The following is a 23,256-nucleotide window of genomic DNA, read 5'->3' as shown; positions in this document are numbered from 1 at the left end:
GCTGGTTTTATCGGGCCTGTTGTCTAATAAGTGAGAACAGGCATCCAAGAGCAACGTAGTGTTGCCACCTGCAATCATAAAAAATGGAGCTGTCCCCAAAGGACAGAAGCATCATGCCTAAAATGAAGACGAAAAGCGGCGCTAAAAAGCGTTTTCGCGTCCGTCCAGGTGGAACCGTCAAGCGCGGTCAAGCGTTCAAACGCCACATCCTGACCAAGAAGACCACCAAGAACAAACGTCAATTGCGCGGTACTGTGGGAGTCCATGAGACTAACATGGTGTCTGTACGTGCAATGTTGCCGTTCGCTTAACCTCACACAGGAGCTAATATGCCTAGAGTAAAACGTGGGGTAACAGCGCGTGCCCGTCATAAAAAAGTCCTAGCCCAAGCCAAGGGTTACCGCGGTCGTCGCAGTACCGTCTATCGTATTGCCAAGCAAGCAGTCATGCGCGCTGGTCAATATGCATACCGTGACCGTCGTAACAAGAAGCGCGTGTTCCGCGCATTGTGGATTGCTCGTATTAACGCCGCTTCCCGTGAGCATGGCGTGACATACAGCGTATTCATGAATGGTCTGAAGCGTGCCTGTATCGAACTGGACCGTAAGGTTCTGGCTGATATGGCCGTGACCGACAAGCCGGCTTTTGCCGCGATTGTCGCTCAAGTCAAAGTCGTTATCGCAGCACGTTAAGACTTGCTCTTGACGTCGGCGATGTCGAACAGACATGGCAGACAGCATTACCTGCCGCATAAGTATTGCGGCAGAGCAGTATCAGGCGGGGCAGAGGCGAAAACCTGTGCCCCGTTTCGTTTTAAATCGGGACCGCTGAAAAGCGTAGCGATTGCACTCTGGCTTGATCAGATACCCCTAGATTCTTTCCGGCTTTTAAGCTCCCTTTCAAGCCTCCTTTGCGTCTTTTTTGGAGCGAGAAACACAGCATGACTCCCCTGGAACAACTCGTCGTACAAGCGCAAGCTGACTTTGCCGCTGCATCGGATGTGGCCGCGCTGGAAAACGCCAAAGCGCGTTATCTGGGCAAAACCGGACAAATTACGGAACAAATGAAGGGTCTCGGTAAGCTAGATCCCGATGAACGCAAAATCCAGGGCGCCGTCATCAACGCCGCCAAAGGACAAATCGAAACTGCGCTGAATGCTCGCCGCGATGCGCTGAGCAACGCCCAAATGCAAGAGCGGCTCAATGCCGAAGCGATCGATGTCAGCCTGCCGGGCCGCGGCCGCGGCATGGGCGGCATCCATCCCGTCATGCGCAGCTGGCAGCGGGTCGAAGAAATTTTCCGCTCGATTGGTTTTGACGTGGCTGACGGCCCCGAAATCGAAACCGACTGGACCAATTTCACCGCGCTCAACAGCCCGGAAAACCACCCAGCACGCTCGATGCAAGACACCTTCTACATCGAAGGTAATGACACCGACGGCAAACCGCTGCTGCTGCGCACGCATACCAGCCCGATGCAAGTGCGCTATGCGCGCATGAACAAGCCGCCAATCAAGGTGATCGCCCCCGGCCGCACTTATCGCGTCGACAGCGACGCCACCCACTCGCCGATGTTCCATCAGGTCGAAGGTTTATGGATCGCCGAAGACATCAGTTTTGCTGACCTCAAAGGGGTTTACCTCAATTTCGTCAAAGCCTTTTTCGAAACGGATGACTTGCAGGTGCGCTTCCGCCCCTCCTATTTCCCCTTCACCGAACCATCCGCCGAAATCGATATCGCCTTTGGTAGCGGTCCGCTCAAAGGACGCTGGCTGGAAGTTTCCGGTTCCGGTCAGGTACACCCCTCGGTGGTACGCAATATGGGACTCGATCCGGAACGCTACATCGGCTTCGCGTTCGGCTCCGGCCTCGAACGGCTGACCATGCTGCGCTACGGAGTCGATGACCTGCGCCTGTTTTACGAAGGCGATTTGCGCTTCCTCAAGCAATTCAATTGACACGATCCATTTTCGTTCACCCGGCTGCGCAGGAGAAGTTGAGTTCACACTCCCTCCTCTGCGCATCGTTCACGTCGATAGCTGAAAGTCCTGCATATGCAATTCTCTGAAAACTGGCTCCGTACCATGGTCGATCCGAAAATCACTTCGGACGATCTGGCCCATTTGCTCACGATGTCCGGTATGGAAGTGGAGCAGGTCGAACCGGTCGCACCGCCATTTTCCCATGTCGTCGTCGGTCAGATCATGGAGATCGCCAAGCACCCGAACGCCGACAGACTCAATGTCTGCCAGGTAGACGTCAACACCGGCGGCTTGCTCAACATCGTGTGCGGCGCACCGAATGTACGGGTCGGCATGAAAGTGCCGTGCGCCATGGCTGGCGCGATCTTGCCGCCGGGCGCTGACGGCAAACCGTTCGTGATTCAGGTAGGACAATTGCGTGGCGTCGAATCGCAAGGCATGTTGTGCTCGGGACGCGAACTGAAACTGTCGGACGACCAAGGCGGCCTGCTGGAGTTGGCTGACGATGCGCCGGTAGGACAGAATTTCCGCGACTACTACCAGCTTAACGACCTCAAATTCACCATCAAGCTCACGCCTAACAAAGCCGACTGCCTGTCGATACTGGGCGTCGCGCGCGAAGTCTCCGCGCTGACCGGGACGCCTCTGCTAGCGCCACAGTCGCCGCCAGTCAAGGCCACGCTGGATGAAACGCTGCCGGTGCATATCGCCGCCCCTGACTTGTGCGGCCGCTTTTCCGGCCGCATCATCCGCGGCCTGAACGCCCGTTCTGAAACACCGCAATGGATGAAGCAACGGCTAGAGCGCAGCGGACAGCGTCCGATTTCGGCGCTGGTTGATATCTCCAATTACGTCATGCTGGAACTGGGTCGCCCCTCGCACGTCTTCGATCTGGACAAGATTCACGGCGGCCTGGAAATCCGTTGGGGCAAGCCGGGCGAATCGCTCAAGCTGCTCAATGGCAATACCGTCGAGGTCGATGGATGGATTGGCGTGGTTGCCGACAGTCAGTCGGTCGAATCGCTGGCCGGCATCATGGGCGGCGACGCTACATCGGTCACCCTCGATACGCAAAATATTTATCTGGAAGCCGCTTTCTGGTGGCCGCAATCGATTCAGGGCCGGGCACGCCGCTACAATTTCTCCACCGATGCGGCTCACCGCTTCGAGCGCGGCGTCGATTTCGCCACCACGGTCGAACATCTCGAACGGATCACGGCGCTGATTCTTGAAATCTGCGGCACACCAGACACCCGTGTTGGTGCCGTCGACGACCAGTCGCCTAATCTGCCTGCCCGTCCGCCGGTCAGTCTGCGCGTGGCGCGGGCCAACAAGGTGATCGGCGTCGATATCCTGCAAGATCAGATCGCCGATATTTTCACCCGTCTGGGCCTTGCCTTCACCGTGGCCGAAGGTGTGTTTTCCGTGACGCCGCCGTCCTACCGTTTCGACATCGAAATCGAAGAAGACCTGATCGAAGAAATCGCCCGCGTCTACGGTTTTGAAAATATCCCGACGCGTCCCCCGACAGCGCCCAACACCATGCGCATCGAACCGGAAAACCGCCGTTCGCTGTTTGACATCCGCCACCTGCTGGCCGCGCTGGACTATCAGGAAGTCATCAACTTCAGTTTTGTTGAGGACGCCTGGGAAGCGGATTTCTGCAATAACCAGAAGCCGATCAAACTGCTCAATCCGATTGCCAGCCAGATGAGCGTGATGCGTTCCTCGCTGATCGCCAGTCTGGTGTCCAACTTGCGCTACAACCTCAACCGCAAGGCAGCGCGTGTGCGTATTTTTGAAATCGGCGGCGTCTATCTGCGCAATGCGGCGGTGGCCGACGGCCCGCTCACTGTGGCCGGTTACGACCAGCCCAAGCGCGTGACGGCACTGGCTTTTGGCGGAGCAGCCGATGAGCAATGGGGGCAGAAGAGCCGGGCAATCGACTTCTTCGACCTGAAAGCCGATCTGGAAGCGCTGTTTGCGCCGCGCGCTGTGCGCTTCGTGAAAGGCGAACATCCTGCCTTGCATCCGGGGCGTTCCGCGCATGTCTTCGTCGAGGGGGTTAATGTCGGTTACATCGGCGAACTGCATCCGCAATGGCAGCAGAAATATGACCTGCCACAAGCGCCGCTGGTGTTTGAAATCGATGCCGAAGCCTTGCAACAGCGCGACCTGCCTTCCTACGCGGATATTTCCCGTTTCCCGGCCGTAACCCGCGATCTGGCGCTGGTAGTCGATCAACAAATACAAGTGCAGCAACTGCTGGATGTATTTACGGCGGAAAAGCACGGCAATACACATTGCGAGATCTTGCAAGCCATTGTTTTATTTGATGAATATCACGGCGCCGGCTTGGAAATTAACGAAAAAAGCCTTGCTTTCCGATTTACCTTGCAAGATACTAAAAACACCCTTCAAGACGATACAGTGGATGCGGCGATGCAGGCGTTTATCGCTGCCGCCAGCGCGCAATTGGGCGCCCGCTTACGCACTTGAGGTGGCACTGTCCGTTATTGATAGACATTGATAGACGTTGAGAAACAGTCAATAACGGAGGATTCGCACCGCAGTCGTTCGCTCTATAGCGGGCGCTTTAACATTATGCAAACGTGCAAATCAACGCCAGGGACAGTAGCGCAATGAACAATATAATCTCGTCGGACTTGCTCTCGATGCTGGATGGCGATTTACAGCGCGCCATGCAAGAAGCGCAGGCGCGCTCGCAGGTCGAAAAAAGCTTGCCGACACTCACCAAGGCAGAGCTGGCCGAATTGCTGTTCGAACAAGTCGGTTTGAACAAGCGTGAAGCCAAGGACATGGTGGAAACATTCTTCGATGAAATCCGCAACGCGCTGGAACGCGGCGAAGCGGTCAAACTCTCCGGTTACGGTAATTTTCAGTTGCGCGACAAGCCGCAGCGTCCCGGCCGCAATCCCAAGACTGGTGAGGAAATCCCGATTACCGCACGGCGCGTCGTGACCTTCCATGCCAGTCAGAAACTCAAGGAAATGGTCGAACTCAACTCCCACCCCACACCGCTGACACTGGTTGCCTAAACGATGAGCAATGAGCGCAGCATCAAACCGGCAATGGCGCCATTGCCTGCCTTGCCTCCGATTCCGGCCAAACGCTATTTCACGATAGGCGAGGTCAGCGAGCTGTGCGGCGTCAAGCCGCATGTGCTGCGTTACTGGGAACAGGAATTCACCCAGTTAAAGCCGGTGAAGCGACGCGGCAATCGCCGTTATTATCAGCATCACGAAGTCTTGCTGATCCGACGCATACGCGACTTACTGTATGAACAAGGTTTCACCATCAGCGGTGCGCGCAACAAGCTCGATACCCATTTGCATATGGATGAGAGCCTGGATGCCGAGGGCGATACCAGCGGCCAGATCACGCTGTCGGTCGTTGAAATTGAGGCGATGCGTGATGAGCTGCATGCCATCCTGAGCCTGCTGAAACCACCGGCAAGCGAGACACCCGAGTAAAACAGGGGCAGCGGTGCGGATAGGGTCGCGTTCAATGCAATCAGCGCCCGTTGCAGGCGCTGAGTTTGCTACCGGCATTTACTGCCGACACATACGCCGGCAGTTACTACCCCTACTTATTACTCGTACTTACAGATTTTCACCTAAGAAAACCAGCGAATTCCCGTGCGCCAGTGCGGCGGCACGTTGCTGATACGATTCCCGGTGCGAACAATTGAAACCATGTTCGGCGAGCGGATAAACGTGAATTTCCACATTATCGTTATCGGTAAACTTCTCACCGATTTTCTGCACTTCCGCCAGCGGGATATGCGTATCGAGTTCGCCGAAATGCATCTGGAAAGGCACTTTGACCGATGCCGCTTTTTCCAACTGATTCTGGATGCCGCCGCCGTAATAGGCGATTGCCGCATCGACCAGTCCCTTAGCCGCTGCGTTATACGCCAGCATGCCGCCCATGCAATAACCGATGATGGCGACTTTGCCATCCAGCTGAGGCAAGGCGCGCAAAGTTTTACCGCATAAAGCAATATCGCCTACGGCTTTGTCAAAGTCGGTCTGCTGCATCAACTTGACTGCCTTGTCCCAATCTTCACCTGCGTAGCCCAATTCGACACGCGGCTGCGCGCGCCAGAAGATATCCGGTGCCAGCACCACATAGCCATCTGCGGCATATTGATCGGCAACGGCGCGGATATGCGCATTCACACCGAAAATTTCCTGAATCAAAATAATGCCAGGCCCTTTGCCTGTGTGTGGCAACGCAAGGTAGGCACCAAATTTACCGTCGGCTGCATCAATCTCAATCCACTGGCTGCTTGTCGTCATAGTCATTCCTCGTTGGCAAAAAGGAATGCTATCACTTCAGGAAATTTCCCGTACTCGTCAGGTCGAAACGGACTATCGCAGGGTGCTTAGCGCTGTCAGAACGCGACCCGCATGTGCCGCCCGATCTTCCCCGCCGGAGCAGGCCCCGTCGCACTTGCCGGCTTTGTGCGCGGCGCAAGGCGCACCGGCTTTAGTCCGGCTCAATTTCAGAAGTGCCGGACAAAGACGATGCGTTTCAGCGAGTTCGCGCAGAGCCTCCTTGGCAGTAGCGGGATTGTCGAAGCGGCCGAAAAGCGTGTCATCCTCGGCGCAAAACAGATCGTCCGGTATGACGATTTTCAAAGTGATCTGTTCGCCGCGCACCACAACGCGCCAGGCGCAGCGGGGCTCTCCGCTGGACAGGGCGGGCTGGTGTGCCGACACATTTTCCGTTGCACTGGCTGATGCACTAATTGGCGGATTGACTGAGGCATTGACTGAGGCATTGACTGAGGCGTTGATTGAGGCATTGGCAGTTGCATTTATCGACGCCTTTGCCGACCCCGATACCGGCGCATTCGGCAGCGGTTGCGGCAATGACGCAGCGGCTTGCTTATCTATTGCGGCAGCGGCAGGCACATCGGTATCCGCCGGCTCATTCGTTGCCAGCCGCCCCCCGCGCTGCGTCAGTTTCGACACCGCGGCCTGCACCTGCGCGGCCGAATGGTCGCGCGAGAGCGCTTGCCAAAATAGCCAGAGCACCCGCGCATCGCCAAGAGCACGATGGCGATCGCTGACATGCAAATGATGGCGCTCCGCGATGGAATCGAGATTGTGGCGCGCAAAAGCCGGATACAACTTGCGGGACAAACGCACCGTACACAGCACATCGGGCTCAAATACGTGGCCGCTAAGATCGAAGGCAGACTTGAGAAAGCCATGATCGAAGCGCGCATTGTGCGCAATGAACAAACGGCCCTCAAGCCGGGCATGCAGCTCATCGGCAATTTCTTCGAAACGCGGGGCATCGGCCACCATGTCGTCGGAAATGCCGGTCAGCGACTCGATGAAAGCAGAGATCGGCCGGTCGGGATTAATCAGCGTGCTCCACTCGCGCACGCCCTCTGCATCGACTTCAATCACACCGATTTCGGTAATGCCATCGCTGGCGGCAGTCGCACCGGTAGTTTCCAGGTCGACGAAGGCCAGCCGTAGAGGCGAGGGGGATGCAATAGTCATAGGGTCGTTTGAATCCGTTTGAATCCGTTTAAATCCGTGTCAATCGAGTGCCGCATCAAGCGCGGTCACCCGGGAAGGGCGCGACGCCAGCATGTTGATCAGTAGTGCGCCCAACACCAGCGCAGCGGCCGCCAGTTTCCAGGGAGGCAAGGGTTCGGCCAGCAGCAGGGCGGAGGCGGTCATGCCGAATACGGGGGCCAATAAGGCCAGCGGCGTCACGGTGGCAGCGGGATGGCGCGCCAGCAGCCAGTTCCAGGCACCGTAGCCGAATAGTGAGTTGGCAACCGCTTGCCAGATCACTGCGCTCCAGCCGCCGAAGCTCGCCTGAGTGAATGCGCTGGCAATGTGTGTCGGACCTTCGATGAACAGGCTCAGTGCCAGCAGCGGCGGTATCGCGAACACACTGCTCCACACCATGAAGCCCAGCGCATCAACTCGTCCCGCGCTGCGCACGGTCAGATTGCACACCGCCCAACTGAACGCCGCGCCAAGCACCAGCAGCAATCCGAGCATGGTCACGGTAGTGGAAGTGTCGCCGGCAATGCGCAAAGCAATCACGCCTATGCCTGCCACCGCCAGCAACAAGGCCAGCACCTGTAGCGGCTTGATACGTTCACCCTTGAGCAGCATGGCCATGCCGATGGTGAAAAAGACTTGTGCCTGCACGACCAGCGACGCCAGACCCGGAGTGATGTCGTGCCGCATTGCCAAAAACAGCAGCCCGAACTGGCCGACACCGTGGAAGACACCGAAAGTTGCCAGTTTGCCCCATGACACCTTCGGGCGACGAATAAAGAATAGCCACGGCAAGGCGGACAGGGTAAAGCGCAATGTGGCGAACAAAAACGGAGGAAAATCGGCCAGGCCCCATTTGATGACGACAAAATTGGTGCCCCAGATGAAGACGATGCTGAGGCCGATTAACAGGTGGGAAAGAGGCATGTCGGCGGGTGCTTGGCAGGGAAAGCCTGAAACTGTAACACCTTTGCCCTTTGCGCTTGCCCGGAAGCCGTGTCATAGGCTTGGCAAGGGAAAGGTTTGCAATGGAAAACCTGTCATCGGCGCGTCATTTGCAGGGGGTATCGTTCTCCTACTCGCTTATGAGTTGCCGTCCTATGTCCTGAAAACCGGCAACTTTATACACTAGCGCTGCTTTACGATTACCGGAGCCGGCGGTTCGAAAATATACCGGCACCAATTCCTCTCCGCACAATTTATCGTCAGCATGACGGCAGATTGTGCAAGCATCCTTGCCCGACATTTCCAGCTAGAATTGCCCGCGAATTGCTTGGCAGGAAAATTTCAGATGTCGGTCGCTCAGGTGGTACATACCGTGCCGTGAATCGCGACCTCAACCCCATTTTTTGTTTTGTCCCCGTGTCGCAAGCGCCACGCTGAATTAGCGCGTCCTTAGTGCGGCTTACTTGTGCGCCGCCGTGCTCTCCGGCGCATCCACATAAGGCTCCAGATTCACTACCGTCATGCTGTAACCGGCCGCGCCCATCTGCGTATCGGTGCGGTCGATCTTGATCGTGCCGGTAATCCATACCGCATCCATGGTGCGCACACCGGCAAACGCATGCTTGCTACGGGCATGGATGATTTGATTGGCGGGCGGCGGCGGAATATGAATGCAGGCACCGAAGTAGGGCACCAGTAAAAACTCGCTCAAGGCCTCGCCTTCCCGTTCCAGTGAGACGACAAAGCCTGGAATTCTGACCTGTTTCCCCTCCATTTTCGGGTCCACCGGCGCTTTTTCCCAATATTCTTTAGCATCTTCCAGTGCCTGCATGGCGCGCGGATCTTCATCCCCCAGCTTGCTCAGCTGCAAGCCCTTGAACGGCTTCATCGCATCCCAATGACTAGGGATCAGGTCTTCCCACTTGATGTCGTGATATTCCACTGTGGAAGCGACAGGGGCGGTCAGCGATGCCACCAGTGGTGCCGCAGGCAAGGTTTGTCCTATCTGGTAGGGTGTGGCGGGGGCCGCTGCCGGGCGCAATGCGTATTGCACGCCGCCGCCCAGCGCAATACCGGCCCCGACGATGGCGATGATCCAGAGTATATTTTTGAGTTTCATCAGCTATGCGGTGTCAGTCCATCGGCCAGGCTCATGCGATAAGCCCGTATTCCCGGCAGCAGGCTGGCAAGGAAACCGGCAAGAACGATCCCGCCCAACAAGCGGTATTCGTTTGCGGTAGGCCAGCTCAGATGCAAAGTGATGCCATAGTGCGAGGCCAATTGCGGACCGCACACCAGCAGCAATCCGCTCAGCAGCAACACCCCCGCCAGCACACCGGCCAGCATGACCGCCAGACCTTCCAGTGCCAGCAGCATGAACATATCGAACGGCCCGGCACCGACCGAACGCAAGACCGCCAGTTCGCGTCGTCGCTCACCCAGACTCGCCAGAATCGACGAGGCCAGACCTGCCAGCCCGACTACTACCACCAGCGCCGAGACCAGCAGCAGCGCGTTTTCGCCGATGCCGACGACTTCCCATAATTCATCCAGCGCCACGCCGGGCAAGACGGCCATCAGCGGCTCGCTGCGATCGTTGCCGATCTGCCGCTGTACCGTAAATACGGCGGCGCGGTTTTTCAAGCCAACCAGTACGGCCGTCACGGTTTTGGGCGTCAGATCGAACTTGCGAACCAGTTCCGGGGCGATATGCACTCCCGGCAGCGGTGCGCCGGCTTGCCAGTCGAGATGGATGGCTTCCATTGCATCGAGTCCGATATGCACGCTGCGATCGACCGGCGTACCGGTACGATCCAGAATACCGACCACGGTGAAGGGCTTGTCGGCATGTTCCAGCAAATGCATGCCGCTGGCGCCGTGACTCAGAACGATGTGGTCGCCCATTTTGTAATGGAGGCGTTCTGCGACCTCTGCGCCGAGGACGGTTTCAAACACGCTATTGAAAGGACGACCCGTGGCGAATCGCAAGGCTTGCCGTGGGCCATACTGAAAATGCGTGAAATAGTCGCCATCGGTCGCCAGCACCGGATAACCGCGGTGCGAATCGCCCAGCGATAGCGGGATGACCCACGCCACGGCTGGATTTTGCGCCAGCTTGGTGACGCTGCTCCAGTCGATATTATTGGTCGCGCCGCCGAGGTGGAAGATGGCATACAGCATCAGCTGGATAGGACTGGTGCGCGCACCGACCACCAGATCGGTGGCGGAGACCGATTCTGCAAATCCGGTTCGCACTTCATGTCTTACCCGCTCTATTCCCAGCAGCAAGGTGGTCGACAGCGCAATTGCCAGCAGCATCAGCAAGAGCGTAGTGCGGCGGTTCCAGGCGCTTTGTATGGCTAATCGCAGCAGTATCATGCGGCCACCATGCCATGGGCAGCGTGATTGAGGCGTTCCAGTTCGACGCGGCTATCGAAGTGCTGTGCCAGCCTCTGATCGTGGCTGACGAAAATCAGGCTGGCGCCCGATTGCCGCGCTTCGCGCTGAACCAGATCGAGAAAGCCTTGTTGGCGCTCGGCGTCGAGCGCGGAAGTCGGTTCGTCGGCGATCAGGATTTCAGGACTGCCAATCAGTGCGCGTGCGGCAGCGACACGTTGCTGCTGGCCTATCGACAGCCGGGAGGCGCGCTGACTCCATAACTCTGGCGCCAGATCGAGTGCGCGCAGCAGGGTTTCTGCCGCTGTCTTGAGCGACTTTCCTTCAGTGCAGGCACGTTCATGGCGATAGCGCGAGAAACGGCAGGGCAGCATGACGTTATCGAGGATCGACAAATACGGCAGCAGATTGAATTGCTGGAAGATGAAGCCGATGTGATCGACCCGGAACTGGTCGCGCGCCGCAGCGGACAGGTCGGAAAGAGGTGTGCCCAGTACCTTCACCTCGCCGGTCTGCGCCTTGACGATGCCGCCGATCAGCGCCAGTAGTGTGCTTTTGCCGCTGCCGCTAGGGCCTGAAATGAAGACGCTGCCGCCTCGCGGGAGATTGAAATGGGCGATTTCCAGCGAGGAATCTCTTTGTTGCGGCCAGCGGAAATGCACGTCGCGCATCTGAATCGCAGGAATATCGATACCGTTATGCTGAAGGGGAGCTTGTGCCATTGCTTGTGCCATTAAAACTCCACCACGGAGGATTGTGGCTGCAGTGTGGCTGCAGCCTGATGCGCGGGGGTCACCAGTTGCACGTTAATCCGCTGGAAGCCCTTGAATTGTTCAAACAGTTTTACTTCCAGCGTGCGCAGCGCCGCTGGTTTGGCGCAGGTAAAAATAAAATCGCCTTCGAGATCGGCATGTTCGCTTACCGGCGCTGTGGCGGCGTGCTGCGTGACGGTAGCGTTGCCGAGATAGGCGGTGATAGTCGGTGCTTCCAGCGAGACACTGAGCAGATGGCATTGTGCTGCAGCGGTGGGAAGAAACAGGTGGTCGGCTGCACGCAGTTGGGCGGTAGCGCGTTTGACGCTGGCGCGTTCGGCATCGCTGGTCGGAGGATGTTCAAAGCCAAGCAGGTTGGCCAGTGGGGTATCCAGATGCAAGGAGAGCACTTCGCCATCTAAGACGATGTCGAGTTTGCCGACGCCGTGGACATGCGCTTCGTGCGCGTCGGCTGCGGGCAGGGCGCTAAATAGTGTGAGGGAGAGCAGGGTAGTGGCAAAGGAGCGAAAATTCATGGGGATCAAATAAAAAATGGCAGCGGGTTGGCGCTGATAATGTGCTGGTGATGCACTTCTGATGAAGTTGCCAGGGCTTGTTAACAATTAACCGCTTCTTAGTGTATCGGGCAATCTGCTGTGAATCTGCTGGCAACAAATAAACTTACAAATTGATTGTTCCTTCATAATTTTGCAACTCGGTTGCATTATAATGTCACTTGTTTCGGCGCTCCCTTTCAGTCCCGTCACGCCTTTTTCATTTCCCCATCTTCCTACGCTGATTGTGCCGATGATTTCACCCCTGCGTCGCTGCCGTCGTTTTTTTACTATTGAAAACGGCAGCATACTTGCCTACCCCTGGTGGCGTCGTGTATTGCTGGTGCTGCCTGTGTGCGCGCTGCTCTGGCTGGCGGTGCTGTGGGCTTTGTACGGGGCGGATGCATGAGTGTCGCTATCCGACTCGATAACCTGACTGTGGCTTATCGCCGTCATCCGGCACTGCACCACGTCTCCGGCGCTTTCGAGCAAGGCTCGCTGACGGCGGTGGTCGGGCCTAACGGCGCGGGCAAAAGTACGCTGCTCAAAAGCATTCTGGGACAGGTCAGTATTAACAGCGGCCATATTGCCGTTCCTGTGCGTCTGCGCGACATCGCTTATTTGCCGCAGCAAGTCGATATCGAACGCAGCTTCCCTGTCTCGGTGTTAGATTGCGTCCTGCTTGGATTCTGGCAGAGGGCAGGGATTTTCGGCAGCATCGGCAGCGCCATGCGCGAGCGTGCTTACGGCGCGATTGCCGCAGTCGGCCTCGACGGTTTCGCGCAGCGGCCGATTGCCAATCTCTCGATCGGCCAATTCCAGCGCGTCTTGTTTGCCCGCATCCTTCTGCAAGACGCCAAACTGATTTTGCTCGATGAGCCGTTCAGCGCCATCGACTCCCGTACCACTGGCGATCTGCTGGCGATGGTGCATGGCTGGCATGCCGAAGGGCGCACCGTGATCGCTGTGCTGCACGACCACGATCAGGTACGACGCGAATTTCCCCAAACCCTGCTGCTGGCGCGCCATGTTGTCGCCTGGGGCGAGACGGAAGAAGTCTTGTCCGACGCCAACCTGCAACGCGCCAAGGCCATGGCCGAAGCGGCCGATGAACATGCGCCTTTGTGCGAAGCAGATCAGCAAGAACCCAAGCAGGTAACTAAGCAGACAACTAAGCAAATAACTAAGCAAATAACTAAGCAGCTATGACGATTATCGACACGGTCTACCAATTCGCCATCGCACCTTTCCATGAATTTGCCTTCATGCGCCGCGCGCTGGTGGGCGTGCTGGCGCTGGCGTTGAGCAGTGCGCCTCTGGGCGTGCTGTTGACCTTGCGCCGCATGAGCCTGTTCGGTGAAGCTCTGAGCCACGCCGTCTTGCCGGGCGTAGCGATCGGTTTCATCTTTTTTGGTTTGTCGCTGCCGGCACTGAGCATTGGCGGTTTTATCGCCGGTGTGCTGGTCGTGGCAGCGGCCGGCTGGATCAGCCGCCATACCGAACTGAAAGAGGACGCCAGTCTGGCCGCCTGCTATCTGGTGGCGCTGGCGCTGGGCGTGATGTTGATTTCCCGTAATGGCACGCAAGTCGATTTACTGCATATTCTGTTCGGCAATGTGCTGGGCGTGGATACCCAGGGATTGCTGCTGGTGGCTGGCGTATCAACGGTCAGCGTCTTGATTTTAGCGGCGATGTATCGCGGCCTGCTGCTGGAAAGTTTCGATCCCGCCTTTCTGGCGGCCAGCGGCATGCGCGGCGATTTGCTACAGCAAGTGTTTCTGATGCTGGTGGTATCGAATCTGGTGGCCTCGTTCCAGACGCTGGGCACGCTGATGGCAGTCGGCCTGATGATGATGCCGGCTGTGTCGGCGCGCTTGTGGCACGACACCTTGCCTGCCCAGTTAGTCAACAGCGCCGTTCAGGCTGCACTGGCGGGATACCTCGGGTTGATGCTGTCGTATTACGCTTCGATGCCGTCCGGCCCGACCATCATCGTCTGCGCCGGTGGACTGTATATCTTGTCACTGTTGTTTGCGCCGCGCGGCTGGTTGCCGCGTTTGCTGCGCCGTCCGCATTTGCGCGCCTGACAAAGCTCGTTTTTTCATTTATCGAAGGGCATCCTATGCGCTCTATTAAAACAATTTTATTCGGCGTCATGCTGCTGGCGGCTACGTTGTCGCAGGCGGCGGACAAAGTGGCTGTGGTAGCCAGTTTCAGCATTCTGGGCGATATCGTCCGTCAGGTTGGTGGCGACCGTGTGAATGTGACTGCGCTGGTCGGACCCGATCAGGATGCGCATGTGTTCCAACCCGCGCCGGACGATGTGAAAACGGTAGCGCGTGCCAAGCTGGTGGTGGTCAACGGGCTGGGTTTTGAGGGCTGGTTGAGCCGCCTGATCGACGCTGCGCATTATCGCGGGCAGGTACTGGTGGCATCGAGCGGTATCGCTGCGCGTGAGCGTAAAGACGACGGCGATGCGCATGCCGGCACCGCGCTGCATTACGATCCGCACGCCTGGCAAGATCCCTCGAATGTGATGGTGTACACCCGCAATATCATGGCGGTACTGAGCAAGCTCGACCCGGCTGGCGCTGCGACCTATGAACGCAACGGTCATGCTTATTTGCAGCAATTAGCGGAACTGGATCGTTGGGCGCAGCAGCAATTGGCGCAGATCCCTGCCGACAAGCGCAAGATCATCACCTCGCACGATGCCTTTGGCTATTTTGGCGCGCATTACCATGTCGCCTTTCTCGCGCCGCAAGGCAAGTCGACCGACGCTGAACCCAGCGCGCGCGACGTGGCCCGGTTGATCCGGCAAATGAAAGCGGAAAAAATCAAGGCAGTGTTCATGGAAAACATGAGCGATCCCCGGCTGCTGCGGCAAATCAGCCGTGAAGCCGGAACCGAAGTTGGCGGCAAGCTGTATCCCGACGCGCTCTCCGCTGCGGGCGGCGACGCTCCCAGCTACCTTGCCATGATGCGTTTCAACATCGGACAGATGCTGAGCGGTTTGCGTAAGAATTAGAACGCTACTGACCGAGCAGGCAGACGGCGGCGGCAGTCTTCAGTCGCTCGATGCGCCCGGTCTGCGCAGCAAATGCATGGGGCCGAACAAGGTTTGCATCGCGCTATGCGCAATAAAACTCAGGTTGTAAGGATGTTCGGCGACGGCTTGCGGAAAGTGCGCAGCGCAGGGCAGGGCTTGCACCAGTGCGGCGATTTTCCCCCATAACACCAGTGTTGGTGCGGTTCGTTGCAAGTCGCTGGCACGGGACGCCAGTGCTTGCAGTACGGTTTCCAGGAATGCTTGCCAGGCTTTGGCATCCTTGGCGGGGGCGACATGCGCCCGGAACACCAGGCTGGCATTGAGCAATAAAAATCCCGCATCGATCAGATTGGTCTGCAGCTCCGCCAGCGTTTGCACCATCGTTGACGCCGGCATGTTCGCTTGCGCTGCGATGGGTGCCAGCGCATCACCGCTGGTATGTTCGACTGCCAATTGGCCATCGGCGACCAGCAGCATTTTCATGAAATTGCGCAGCGAGGTGGCGCGATTGACGGGCTTGGACAGCCCGCCTTCCGACCACAGCACACCGACCGCGCCATCCATGAAACAGACGCCGGTGGCGCTGGTCGCGCGCGGGTAGGGACCTTCGCCAACTAATACGTAACGGACTTCATCCAGCGGCTGCGTGAAGGCGGCGAACAGGCGGCCTTCAGTGGGCAGGTAGCTGTCTTGCGCCAGTGTGTCCAGATAGCCGGGTGTCGCTTGTTCTACTGCTTTGAGTCCGGCGAGGAGGGTTTCATGCCAGGACGGGTGGGCCAGAGCGATCTGGCTGCGCAGTGCCGGATGCAGTCCGGTCGCTATCGGCTTTCCCATCAAATATTATCCCGGCCCGGTGCGCCGAAAAATTGCGCTTTGAGTGCATGCAACTGGTCGCGGGTGGTAGCGGCTTTTTCGAAATCCAGATTCTTGGCCGAGTCGTGCATCAGTTTTTCGAGGCGCTTCATTTCCTTGGCCGCTTGTTTTTCATTCATCACGCCATAGCCTGCCTGTTCTTGCGCGGCCTTGAGTTCGATGCGCGCTTCCTGCGGGCTGTAGACGCCGTCGATCAGGTCGCGGATTTCTTTTTTGATACCCCTCGGTGTGATGCCGTTGGCGGTGTTGAAGGCAATCTGCTTGTTGCGACGTCGTTCGGTTTCATCGATGGCTTTGCGCATGGAGTCGGTGACTTTGTCGCCGTACAGGATGGCGACGCCGTTCAGATTCCGCGCGGCGCGGCCGATGGTTTGAATCAGGCTGCGTTCGGAACGCAGGAAGCCTTCTTTGTCGGCGTCGAGAATCGCGACCAGCGACACTTCCGGCAAATCGAGACCTTCGCGCAGCAAGTTGATGCCGACCAGTACGTCGAAGGTGCCGAGTCGCAGGTCGCGCAGAATTTCGACGCGTTCGACGGTATCGATGTCGCTGTGCAGATAACGCACCTTGATGCCGTTGTCGCTGAGGAATTCGGTCAGTTGCTCGGACATGCGCTTGGTCAGCGTAGTGACCAGCACGCGCTCGTTCTTTTTGACGCGGATATGAATTTCCGTCATCAGGTCGTCGACTTGCGTGGAGGCGGGACGGACGATGATGAGCGGATCGACCAGTCCGGTCGGGCGCACCACTTGCTCCACCACCTGATCGGCGCGACCTTTTTCGTAGTCGGCCGGGGTGGCGGAAACGAAGATGGTTTGCCGCATCTTGCCTTCGAATTCGTCGAAGCGCAGCGGGCGGTTGTCCAGCGCGGAGGGCAGCCGGAAACCGTAATCGACCAGGTTGGTTTTGCGGGCGCGGTCGCCGTTGTACATGCCGTTCAACTGGCCTACCAGCACATGCGACTCATCCATGAACATCAGCGCATCTTTGGGCAGGTAATCGACCAGCGTCGGCGGCGGATCGCCGGCTTTGGCACCGCTCAGATGGCGCGAATAATTTTCAATGCCTTTGGTGAAGCCGATTTCCTGCATCATTTCCAGATCGAAACGGGTGCGCTGTTCCAGCCGCTGTTCTTCGATCAGACGGTTTTCCTTGCGGAACCAGTCGAGGCGTTCACGCAATTCGTCCTTGATGGTTTCGATGGCGCGTAGCACCGTCGCGCGCGGCGTGACGTAATGTGAACCGGGATAGACGGTAAAGCGCTGAATTTTTTGCCGCACGCGACCGGTGAGGGGGTCGAATAATTGCAGCGTGTCGATTTGATCGTCGAAGGTTTCGATGCGCAGCGCCAGGTCGGCGTGTTCGGCAGGGAAGACGTCGATGGTGTCGCCGCGCACGCGGAACGTGCCGCGGCCGAAATCGATTTCGTTGCGCGTGTATTGCATTTGAATCAGGCGGGCAATGACGTCGCGCTGGCTGACTTTTTCCTTGGCGCGCAGCGTCAGGATCATCTGGTGGTATTCGTTGGGATTACCGATACCGTAGATCGCCGAGACGGTGGCGACGATCACCACGTCGCGTCGTTCCATCAGCGATTTGGTGCAGGACAGACGCATCTGTTCGATATGCTCATTGATCGAGGAATCTTTTTCGATGAACAGATCGCGCTGCGGGACGTAGGCTTCCGGCTGGTAGTAATCGTAGTAGCTGACGAAATACTCCACCGCATTTTCCGGGAAAAATTCCCGGAACTCGCTGTACAACTGCGCGGCGAGGGTTTTGTTAGGGGCAAAAATGATGGCGGGACGTCCCATGCGCGCAATCACGTTGGCCATGGTGTAGGTTTTTCCGGAGCCGGTGACGCCCAGCAGAGTCTGGAAAAAAAGACCGTCGTTGATCCCTTCGACCAGCTTTTCAATCGCGGCGGGTTGGTCGCCGGCAGGGGGGAAAGGTTGGAATAATTTGAAGGGGGAGCCAGGGAAGCTGATGAATTTGCTCTCGTCCAGAGCGGTGCTAAGCGGGGATAGTTCAGCCATTGTCTTTCACTTTTGGTAAAATTGCGCAGTTGTAAACTGTTTAGCGCCTGCTTGCAGTCAACTTTTTATGTTATCACGATGACCGCCTCTATCAGCCCCTCCTTGTTCTCCGCCATCGAAATGGCGCCCCGCGATCCGATTCTTGGCATTACCGATGCCTTCAATGCGGATAAAAATCCAGCCAAAACCAACCTCGGCGTCGGCGTTTATTCCGATGACAATGGCAAGGTGCCTTTGCTGGAGTGCGTGCGTCGTGCCGAAGCTGAGCTGATTGCCAAGCTGGCGCCGCGTACTTATCTGCCTATCGATGGTCTGGCTTTGTACGACAAGACTGTGCAGGAACTGGTGTTTGGCGTTGGCAGCAAGGTGCTGGAAGAGAAGCGCGCGATTACTGTGCAGGCCATTGGCGGCACCGGTGCGTTGAAACTGGGCGCGGATTTCCTCAAGCATTTCGCACCGTCCTCGACCCAGATCTGGATCAGCGATCCGAGCTGGGAAAATCATCGGGCGCTGTTTGAAATGGCCGGTTTCACGGTTAACAATTATCCCTATTACGATGCTGCCACGCGCGGCGTCAATTTCAGCGGCATGCTGGAAGCGCTCAATACGATGCCGAGTGGCTCGGTCGTGCTGTTGCATGCCTGCTGCCACAATCCAACCGGCGCTGATTTGTCGCATGATGAGTGGACCCAGGTGATTGATGTCATCACCAAGCGCGCGCTGATTCCTTTTCTGGATATGGCGTATCAAGGTTTCGGCGATGGTATTGATGAAGACGGTGCTGTTGTGCGCCGTTTTGTCGATGCAGGCGGTCCGCTGTTTGTATCGAATTCGTTTTCCAAGTCGTTCTCGCTGTATGGCGAGCGTGTCGGCGCACTGAGCATTGTTGCGGCTAGTCAGGAAGAAGTGTCTCGTGTGCTGTCGCAGCTCAAGCGTGTTGTGCGTACCAACTACTCCAATCCGCCTAATCATGGTGGTCAGGTGGTTGCGACAGTGCTGGCATCACCTGAGTTGCGCGCGCTGTGGGAAGGTGAGCTCGCCGAAATGCGCGTACGGATTCGTGCGATGCGTGAACTGCTGGTGACCAAGCTCAAGGCCAAGGCGCCGGGTCAGGAATTCGATTTCATCAATCATCAGCGCGGGATGTTTTCGTATTCCGGGTTGACGAAACCGCAAGTTGATCGTCTTCGTACCGACTTTTCGATTTATGCGATCGATACCGGACGTATTTGCGTCGCGGCACTGAACACGCGCAACATCGACGCTGTGGTCGATGCAATTTCTCAGGTGCTATAAATTAAGAATTGCTGTAATATCACGCACTTGTTGTTAAGGGCTTCACCGCACGAGTTTCATAGCAAATAAGTGCAAGAAGCTTTTGACAAGCAGTGGAAAATCGGTCATAATCTTTTCCCTGTTCCCTGATAGCTCAGTTGGTAGAGCGACGGACTGTTAATCCGCAGGTCCCTGGTTCGAGTCCAGGTCGGGGAGCCAGAATTCATGTAGTAGAGAATCAAGCACTTACGAGAAATCGTAGTGCTTTTTTTTCGTCTATAGATATCTGAAAAGCTTCAAAAACTGGCCTTTGCCGGAATTCTGCCGGAATGAAAAAATCCAGACCAAGCGTTTAATCAACTTTTGGAGAATCTGGCATGGCATATATAAATCAACGTGGCGCATTTTGGCGTGCGGAAGTTAGGCGCAAAGGGTACAAACCAATTTACCGTACGTTCGACTCGCGGGGGGAAGCGCAAAAATGGGCGCGCCTCATTGAATCCGAAATGGATTCTGGACTCTTTGTCGATAGAACCGAAGCTGAGAGTACGTTATTGTCGGCAGCACTCGAACGGTATAAACGAGAAATAGTCCCCACGAAGCGACACCCCTATCAAGAAAACCGTCGCATCGATCGCTGGTTGAAAAACGATCTTGCTTATCGCACGCTGGCCAATCTTCGTGGTGCGGATTTTGCCCGCTATCGCGATGAACGGCGCAATGATGGACGCGCAGAGAACACCATCCGGCTAGAACTTCAGATCATCAGCCACCTTTACGAGATTGCCCGTAAAGAATGGGGAATGGAGGGCCTCATTAACCCTCTGGACAACATTCGCAAGCCTGGGGGTAGTAGAGCCCGCGATCGCCGCTTACTGCCCGGTGAGTACGAACTGATTCATTCATGTTTAAGCGCGCATAGTAATTGTTTTGCGTTACCTGCTTTTGGACTCGCAATTGAAACTAGTTTGCGCCAAGGCACACTATTCAAACTTCGCTGGGAATGGATTGATTTACCTGCGCGCATGATCAGGATGCCATCGGATGCACGAGGACCGGAAAACAAAGGCGTTCCTGCAGTACTGCCCATGTCTAGCCGAACAATCACCATACTCGAGTCAATTCATCCAAGAGATGAATTTGGGCATCTTGCGAACCGACCAACTGGATTAATTCTAAATACCACATCAAATGCTGTGGTCTGTATATGGAAAAAAATGTTACTCAAATTGGGGATTGAAAATCTACGATGGCACGATCTGCGCCACGAAGCCACTTCGCTACTTTTCGAACGAGGGTTACATCCTATGGAAGTAGCTAGCATTACCGGGCATAAAAGTATGCAGATGCTCAAACGATATACGCATCTAAAACCGGAAAGTTTACTGGCAAAGCTGGGATAGCCTCCGGTTATTAAATTCACTGATTACGGATTAGCAAAGATTGGCGTAGGCTATATCCCATTTTTCTTAAACAAAGTATTTACTCTACATGGGACGGCTGGACGCTTACGTCGCTAAGCCGGAGATGGTGCTGGAAGCGCACAATCGTGCCTTCTTCGGTGGCGCTCCTGCGTTATCGCCAGCTGGCGATAACGCAGGTTATCAGCAGGAACGAATAACGTGAAGGAACCCCAATCTTGGCCTTGCCTGACCGGCGTTGGCAGCGATTCTCCTTCACATTATTTATGGCATCGATCAGAGCGAATCGAGCCAGGCGAGCAAGCGTTCGTCACGCTTCCACCGCGGAGGTTTTTTAGCTGTTTTGAAGAATGATCGAGCAGCTCTAGGGCCGCTCGCTTGGTGTCCAGATTGGCTTGGGCGTAGTGATTGGTGGTATTGAGGCTGACATGTCCTAGCCAGCTTCGGATCACAGTGACATCCGCGCCGGCAGCTATCAGATGGACAGCGGCTGCGTGTCGAAAGCTGTGCGGCGTTACGTTCTTTGACGATAGCGTCGGAATGGCTGTAAGCCCCCGGCCAAGTCATCTTGACGCCGAGATATTGGCGCAATGAGTGAGTCAGGCTTAAGTTGCCGGCACCCAGCAATGCGGCAACAGTTCACGGATACGACTGGCCGACAGTGAGGGTAAGCGTTCCAGCACCTCCTTCGTATACGTGTGCACGTCATGACCGTTGAACCGTAAGCGTCGAGCGACGGCATCTAGCGAGAGGCGTATTTCCGATGGCGAGATATTGATCCGCGGCATGACACAAGTGCCCATTTAAAATTAAATGGGCACTTCGATAAGCTTTTTAAGCTTCGCGGCGTGTGCTGGAGGCGATGTTCCAGGGTAGCAGATCGTCGATCCGATTCACCGGGTGATCCGCAATGCGCGTGAGCACTTCGCGCAGGTACGCCTCGGGTTCAATGCCGTTGAGTTTGGCCGTGCCGATCAGGCTGTACAGGGCGGCCGCGCGTTCGCCGCCAGACTCGGAACCGGCAAATAAGAAGTTTTTGCGTCCCAATACCACGGCACGCAACGCGCGCTCGGCCGCATTGTTATCGATCTCAGCACGACCATCCTGGACGAACGTGTTCAATGCGTCCCACCGATTAAGCGCATAGTAGATCGCACCGGCGAGCGCCGATTTACTCGATAACGCTGGGATCAGTGTGTCGAGCCACGCTCGCATGCTATCGAGCAGTGGTTTGCTGTGCTCGGTTCTTACTTGCCAGCGTTTATCCGGGGGGCTCGCCCCTGATTTGATCCTCAATGGCATACAGTGCCGCAATGCGACGCACGGCCTCGCCCGCCGCCGGTGATGGATGCGATTTCGTCAGTTCATAGAACTTGCGTCTGGCATGTGCCCAGCAGGCAGCTTGCCGCCGCACCGCGCCATACAACGCATCGTATCGCGCAAATCCGTCGGCGTGGATGATGCCCTTGAATTGGCTGAGGTGTTGCTGCGGATGTTCGCCGCGTCGATCCGACGTGAACGCCATCCATAACGCGGCAGCATTCACCGAGCCCGCTGGGCGTTCGTCACGGACATACGCCCACAGACGGCCGGTGACGGTCTTGCCTTTGCCCGGTGCCAACATCGGCACCGGCGTGTCATCAGCGTGCACGCTTGGCCCGGCCATGACATAGCGGCGAAGCGCCTCCACCAATGGGCGCAGCAGGCGTGTGACGCCGCCCACCCATTCGCTGAGCGTCGAGCGATCCAGGTCGAGACCGTCACGTGCATAGATTTGTGATTGACGATACAGCGGCAGATGATCTGCATACTTGCTGATCATGACGTGTGCCAGCAAACTTGGGCCAGCCAGTCCTCGGGCAATCGGTCTTGATGGTGCCCTCGCCTGCACGAGCAACTGACAGCATGCACAACTATATTGGGGACGTACGTGCCGAATCACGCGCCAACTCTGGGGCACATACTCAAGTTGCTCGGCGACATCCTCGCCAATTGATTTGAGCGCGCCGCCGCAGTCCGGGCAACCCTCGCCCGACGGTAAATGCGCGACAGTGTCGCGTGGAAGCGTTGTCGGCAGCGGCTTGCGTGTGCGGATTGTACGTTCCTGCTCGGCAGGCTTGGCCGCAGGTGGATCTTCACCGTGATCGAGCAGCAGTTCCTCGAGTTTGAGCTCGAGTTGACCGATTTGCGTCGCCAGCTTCTCGGACTTGCGACCGTACATTTGGCGGTGAAGCGCCGCAATCTGGATCTGCAAATGCTCAATGAGCAGTTCGCGTGCGCTCAGATTCGACTGGAGTTTGCGGACCTGGGCAGCGAGGTCCGCAACCATACGCTGGAGTGATTCGACGCTAGTGGGAAGCGGATTGGTGGGGGATTCGACCATGGCGACAGTTTACGCACTTCGGCGCAGGTATACAA

The 23,256-nt window shown here is 56.8% G+C and carries 24 protein-coding genes, 1 tRNA gene and 1 pseudogene; 14 read left to right on the top strand and 12 right to left on the bottom strand.

Annotation, left to right across the window (positions count from 1 at the left end; all coding sequences use genetic code 11):
• Positions 1-113 precede the first annotated feature (113 nt).
• The 6 genes from rpmI (at position 114) to RGU70_RS13515 (ending at position 5,475) form a co-directional block, all read left to right on the top strand.
• A complete protein-coding gene (rpmI, locus tag RGU70_RS13540) occupies positions 114-311 on the top strand; it encodes a 50S ribosomal protein L35 (RefSeq protein ID WP_322209928.1) in 198 nt (65 codons plus the stop codon).
• Between the two features lie 18 nt (positions 312-329).
• Entirely contained in the window at positions 330-692 is a 363-nt protein-coding gene (rplT, locus tag RGU70_RS13535) for a 50S ribosomal protein L20 (protein WP_322209927.1), read from the top strand.
• A 248-nt stretch (positions 693-940) separates the two neighbouring features.
• Positions 941-1,957: a phenylalanine--tRNA ligase subunit alpha gene (gene pheS / locus RGU70_RS13530; protein ID WP_322209926.1), complete on the top strand. Its 1,017-nt coding sequence runs from the start codon at positions 941-943 to the stop codon at positions 1,955-1,957.
• 96 nt (positions 1,958-2,053) lie between these two features.
• The gene (gene pheT / locus RGU70_RS13525; protein ID WP_322209925.1) at positions 2,054-4,480 is read left to right on the top strand and encodes a phenylalanine--tRNA ligase subunit beta; all 2,427 of its coding nucleotides are present in this window, start codon (positions 2,054-2,056) and stop codon (positions 4,478-4,480) included.
• A gap of 143 nt (positions 4,481-4,623) precedes the next feature.
• The gene (locus RGU70_RS13520; protein ID WP_322209924.1) at positions 4,624-5,040 is read left to right on the top strand and encodes an integration host factor subunit alpha; all 417 of its coding nucleotides are present in this window, start codon (positions 4,624-4,626) and stop codon (positions 5,038-5,040) included.
• Between the two features lie 3 nt (positions 5,041-5,043).
• On the top strand, positions 5,044-5,475 hold the full coding sequence (locus RGU70_RS13515; RefSeq protein ID WP_322209923.1) for a MerR family transcriptional regulator: 432 nt from the start codon (positions 5,044-5,046) through the stop codon (positions 5,473-5,475).
• A gap of 129 nt (positions 5,476-5,604) precedes the next feature.
• Here RGU70_RS13515 and RGU70_RS13510 read toward each other — a convergent pair whose 3' ends face one another.
• The 7 genes from RGU70_RS13510 to RGU70_RS13480 form a co-directional block, all read right to left on the bottom strand.
• Complete coding sequence (locus RGU70_RS13510) at positions 5,605-6,303, bottom strand: dienelactone hydrolase family protein (RefSeq protein ID WP_322209922.1); 699 nt, start codon at positions 6,301-6,303, stop codon at positions 5,605-5,607.
• 72 nt (positions 6,304-6,375) lie between these two features.
• A complete protein-coding gene (locus RGU70_RS13505) occupies positions 6,376-7,521 on the bottom strand; it encodes an exonuclease domain-containing protein (RefSeq protein WP_322209921.1) in 1,146 nt (381 codons plus the stop codon).
• A gap of 39 nt (positions 7,522-7,560) precedes the next feature.
• Positions 7,561-8,463, bottom strand: coding sequence for an EamA family transporter (locus tag RGU70_RS13500; RefSeq protein ID WP_322209920.1), 903 nt, complete (start codon positions 8,461-8,463; stop codon positions 7,561-7,563).
• A gap of 478 nt (positions 8,464-8,941) precedes the next feature.
• Positions 8,942-9,601, bottom strand: a complete 660-nt coding sequence (locus tag RGU70_RS13495; RefSeq protein WP_322209919.1) for a DUF3299 domain-containing protein — start codon at positions 9,599-9,601, stop codon at positions 8,942-8,944.
• A complete protein-coding gene (locus RGU70_RS13490; protein WP_322209918.1) occupies positions 9,601-10,860 on the bottom strand; it encodes an ABC transporter permease in 1,260 nt (419 codons plus the stop codon). The genes RGU70_RS13495 and RGU70_RS13490 overlap by 1 nt, the downstream gene beginning before the upstream one ends.
• Entirely contained in the window at positions 10,857-11,600 is a 744-nt protein-coding gene (locus RGU70_RS13485) for an ABC transporter ATP-binding protein (RefSeq protein WP_322209917.1), read from the bottom strand. Before RGU70_RS13485 ends, RGU70_RS13490 begins: the two co-directional genes overlap by 4 nt.
• A gap of 11 nt (positions 11,601-11,611) precedes the next feature.
• Positions 11,612-12,166: a DUF2796 domain-containing protein gene (locus RGU70_RS13480; protein ID WP_322209915.1), complete on the bottom strand. Its 555-nt coding sequence runs from the start codon at positions 12,164-12,166 to the stop codon at positions 11,612-11,614.
• Positions 12,167-12,437: 271 nt separating this feature from the next.
• Here RGU70_RS13480 and RGU70_RS13475 point away from each other — a divergent pair, with 271 nt between their 5' ends.
• The 4 genes from RGU70_RS13475 to RGU70_RS13460 are packed head-to-tail and all read left to right on the top strand — an operon-like array spanning position 12,438 to position 15,212.
• Positions 12,438-12,593: a hypothetical protein gene (locus RGU70_RS13475; RefSeq protein ID WP_322209914.1), complete on the top strand. Its 156-nt coding sequence runs from the start codon at positions 12,438-12,440 to the stop codon at positions 12,591-12,593.
• Positions 12,590-13,393 carry an ABC transporter ATP-binding protein gene (locus RGU70_RS13470; RefSeq protein ID WP_322209912.1) on the top strand — a complete coding sequence of 268 codons (804 nt, stop codon included), beginning with the start codon at positions 12,590-12,592 and terminating at the stop codon, positions 13,391-13,393. Before RGU70_RS13475 ends, RGU70_RS13470 begins: the two co-directional genes overlap by 4 nt.
• Positions 13,390-14,271 (top strand): metal ABC transporter permease, encoded by an 882-nt coding sequence (locus RGU70_RS13465; RefSeq protein ID WP_322209911.1) that lies wholly within the window; start codon positions 13,390-13,392, stop codon positions 14,269-14,271. The genes RGU70_RS13470 and RGU70_RS13465 overlap by 4 nt, the downstream gene beginning before the upstream one ends.
• 35 nt (positions 14,272-14,306) lie before the next feature.
• A complete protein-coding gene (locus RGU70_RS13460; RefSeq protein WP_322209910.1) occupies positions 14,307-15,212 on the top strand; it encodes a metal ABC transporter substrate-binding protein in 906 nt (301 codons plus the stop codon).
• A gap of 39 nt (positions 15,213-15,251) precedes the next feature.
• Here RGU70_RS13460 and RGU70_RS13455 read toward each other — a convergent pair whose 3' ends face one another.
• Positions 15,252-16,067, bottom strand: coding sequence for a uracil-DNA glycosylase (locus tag RGU70_RS13455; protein WP_322209909.1), 816 nt, complete (start codon positions 16,065-16,067; stop codon positions 15,252-15,254).
• On the bottom strand, positions 16,067-18,142 hold the full coding sequence (gene uvrB, locus RGU70_RS13450; protein ID WP_322209908.1) for an excinuclease ABC subunit UvrB: 2,076 nt from the start codon (positions 18,140-18,142) through the stop codon (positions 16,067-16,069). The genes RGU70_RS13455 and uvrB overlap by 1 nt, the downstream gene beginning before the upstream one ends.
• 78 nt (positions 18,143-18,220) lie before the next feature.
• Here uvrB and RGU70_RS13445 point away from each other — a divergent pair, with 78 nt between their 5' ends.
• From RGU70_RS13445 to RGU70_RS13430, 4 genes are all read left to right on the top strand, one after another.
• The gene (locus RGU70_RS13445) at positions 18,221-19,438 is read left to right on the top strand and encodes an amino acid aminotransferase (protein ID WP_322209907.1); all 1,218 of its coding nucleotides are present in this window, start codon (positions 18,221-18,223) and stop codon (positions 19,436-19,438) included.
• 122 nt (positions 19,439-19,560) lie between these two features.
• Positions 19,561-19,636: transfer RNA gene (locus tag RGU70_RS13440), tRNA-Asn, on the top strand.
• A gap of 158 nt (positions 19,637-19,794) precedes the next feature.
• The gene (locus tag RGU70_RS13435) at positions 19,795-20,820 is read left to right on the top strand and encodes a site-specific integrase (RefSeq protein ID WP_322209906.1); all 1,026 of its coding nucleotides are present in this window, start codon (positions 19,795-19,797) and stop codon (positions 20,818-20,820) included.
• Positions 20,821-20,908: 88 nt separating this feature from the next.
• The gene (locus tag RGU70_RS13430) at positions 20,909-21,043 is read left to right on the top strand and encodes a hypothetical protein (protein ID WP_322209905.1); all 135 of its coding nucleotides are present in this window, start codon (positions 20,909-20,911) and stop codon (positions 21,041-21,043) included.
• Positions 21,044-21,098: 55 nt separating this feature from the next.
• On the opposite strand, the gene RGU70_RS13425 is transcribed toward RGU70_RS13430, so the two are convergent.
• From RGU70_RS13425 to tnpC, 3 genes and pseudogenes are all read right to left on the bottom strand, one after another.
• Positions 21,099-21,314 carry a hypothetical protein gene (locus RGU70_RS13425; RefSeq protein WP_322210801.1) on the bottom strand — a complete coding sequence of 72 codons (216 nt, stop codon included), beginning with the start codon at positions 21,312-21,314 and terminating at the stop codon, positions 21,099-21,101.
• Positions 21,315-21,443: 129 nt separating this feature from the next.
• Complete coding sequence (locus RGU70_RS17690) at positions 21,444-21,626, bottom strand: transposase domain-containing protein (protein WP_416186568.1); 183 nt, start codon at positions 21,624-21,626, stop codon at positions 21,444-21,446.
• A gap of 46 nt (positions 21,627-21,672) precedes the next feature.
• Positions 21,673-23,221, bottom strand: a pseudogene (gene tnpC, locus RGU70_RS13420) (IS66 family transposase).
• Between the last annotated feature and the right edge of the window lie 35 nt (positions 23,222-23,256).

The sequence above is a fragment of the Herbaspirillum sp. RTI4 genome (assembly GCF_034313965.1).
Lineage (GTDB): Bacteria > Pseudomonadota > Gammaproteobacteria > Burkholderiales > Burkholderiaceae_D > Herbaspirillum.
This window is presented reverse-complemented; position numbering and strand designations above follow the sequence as displayed.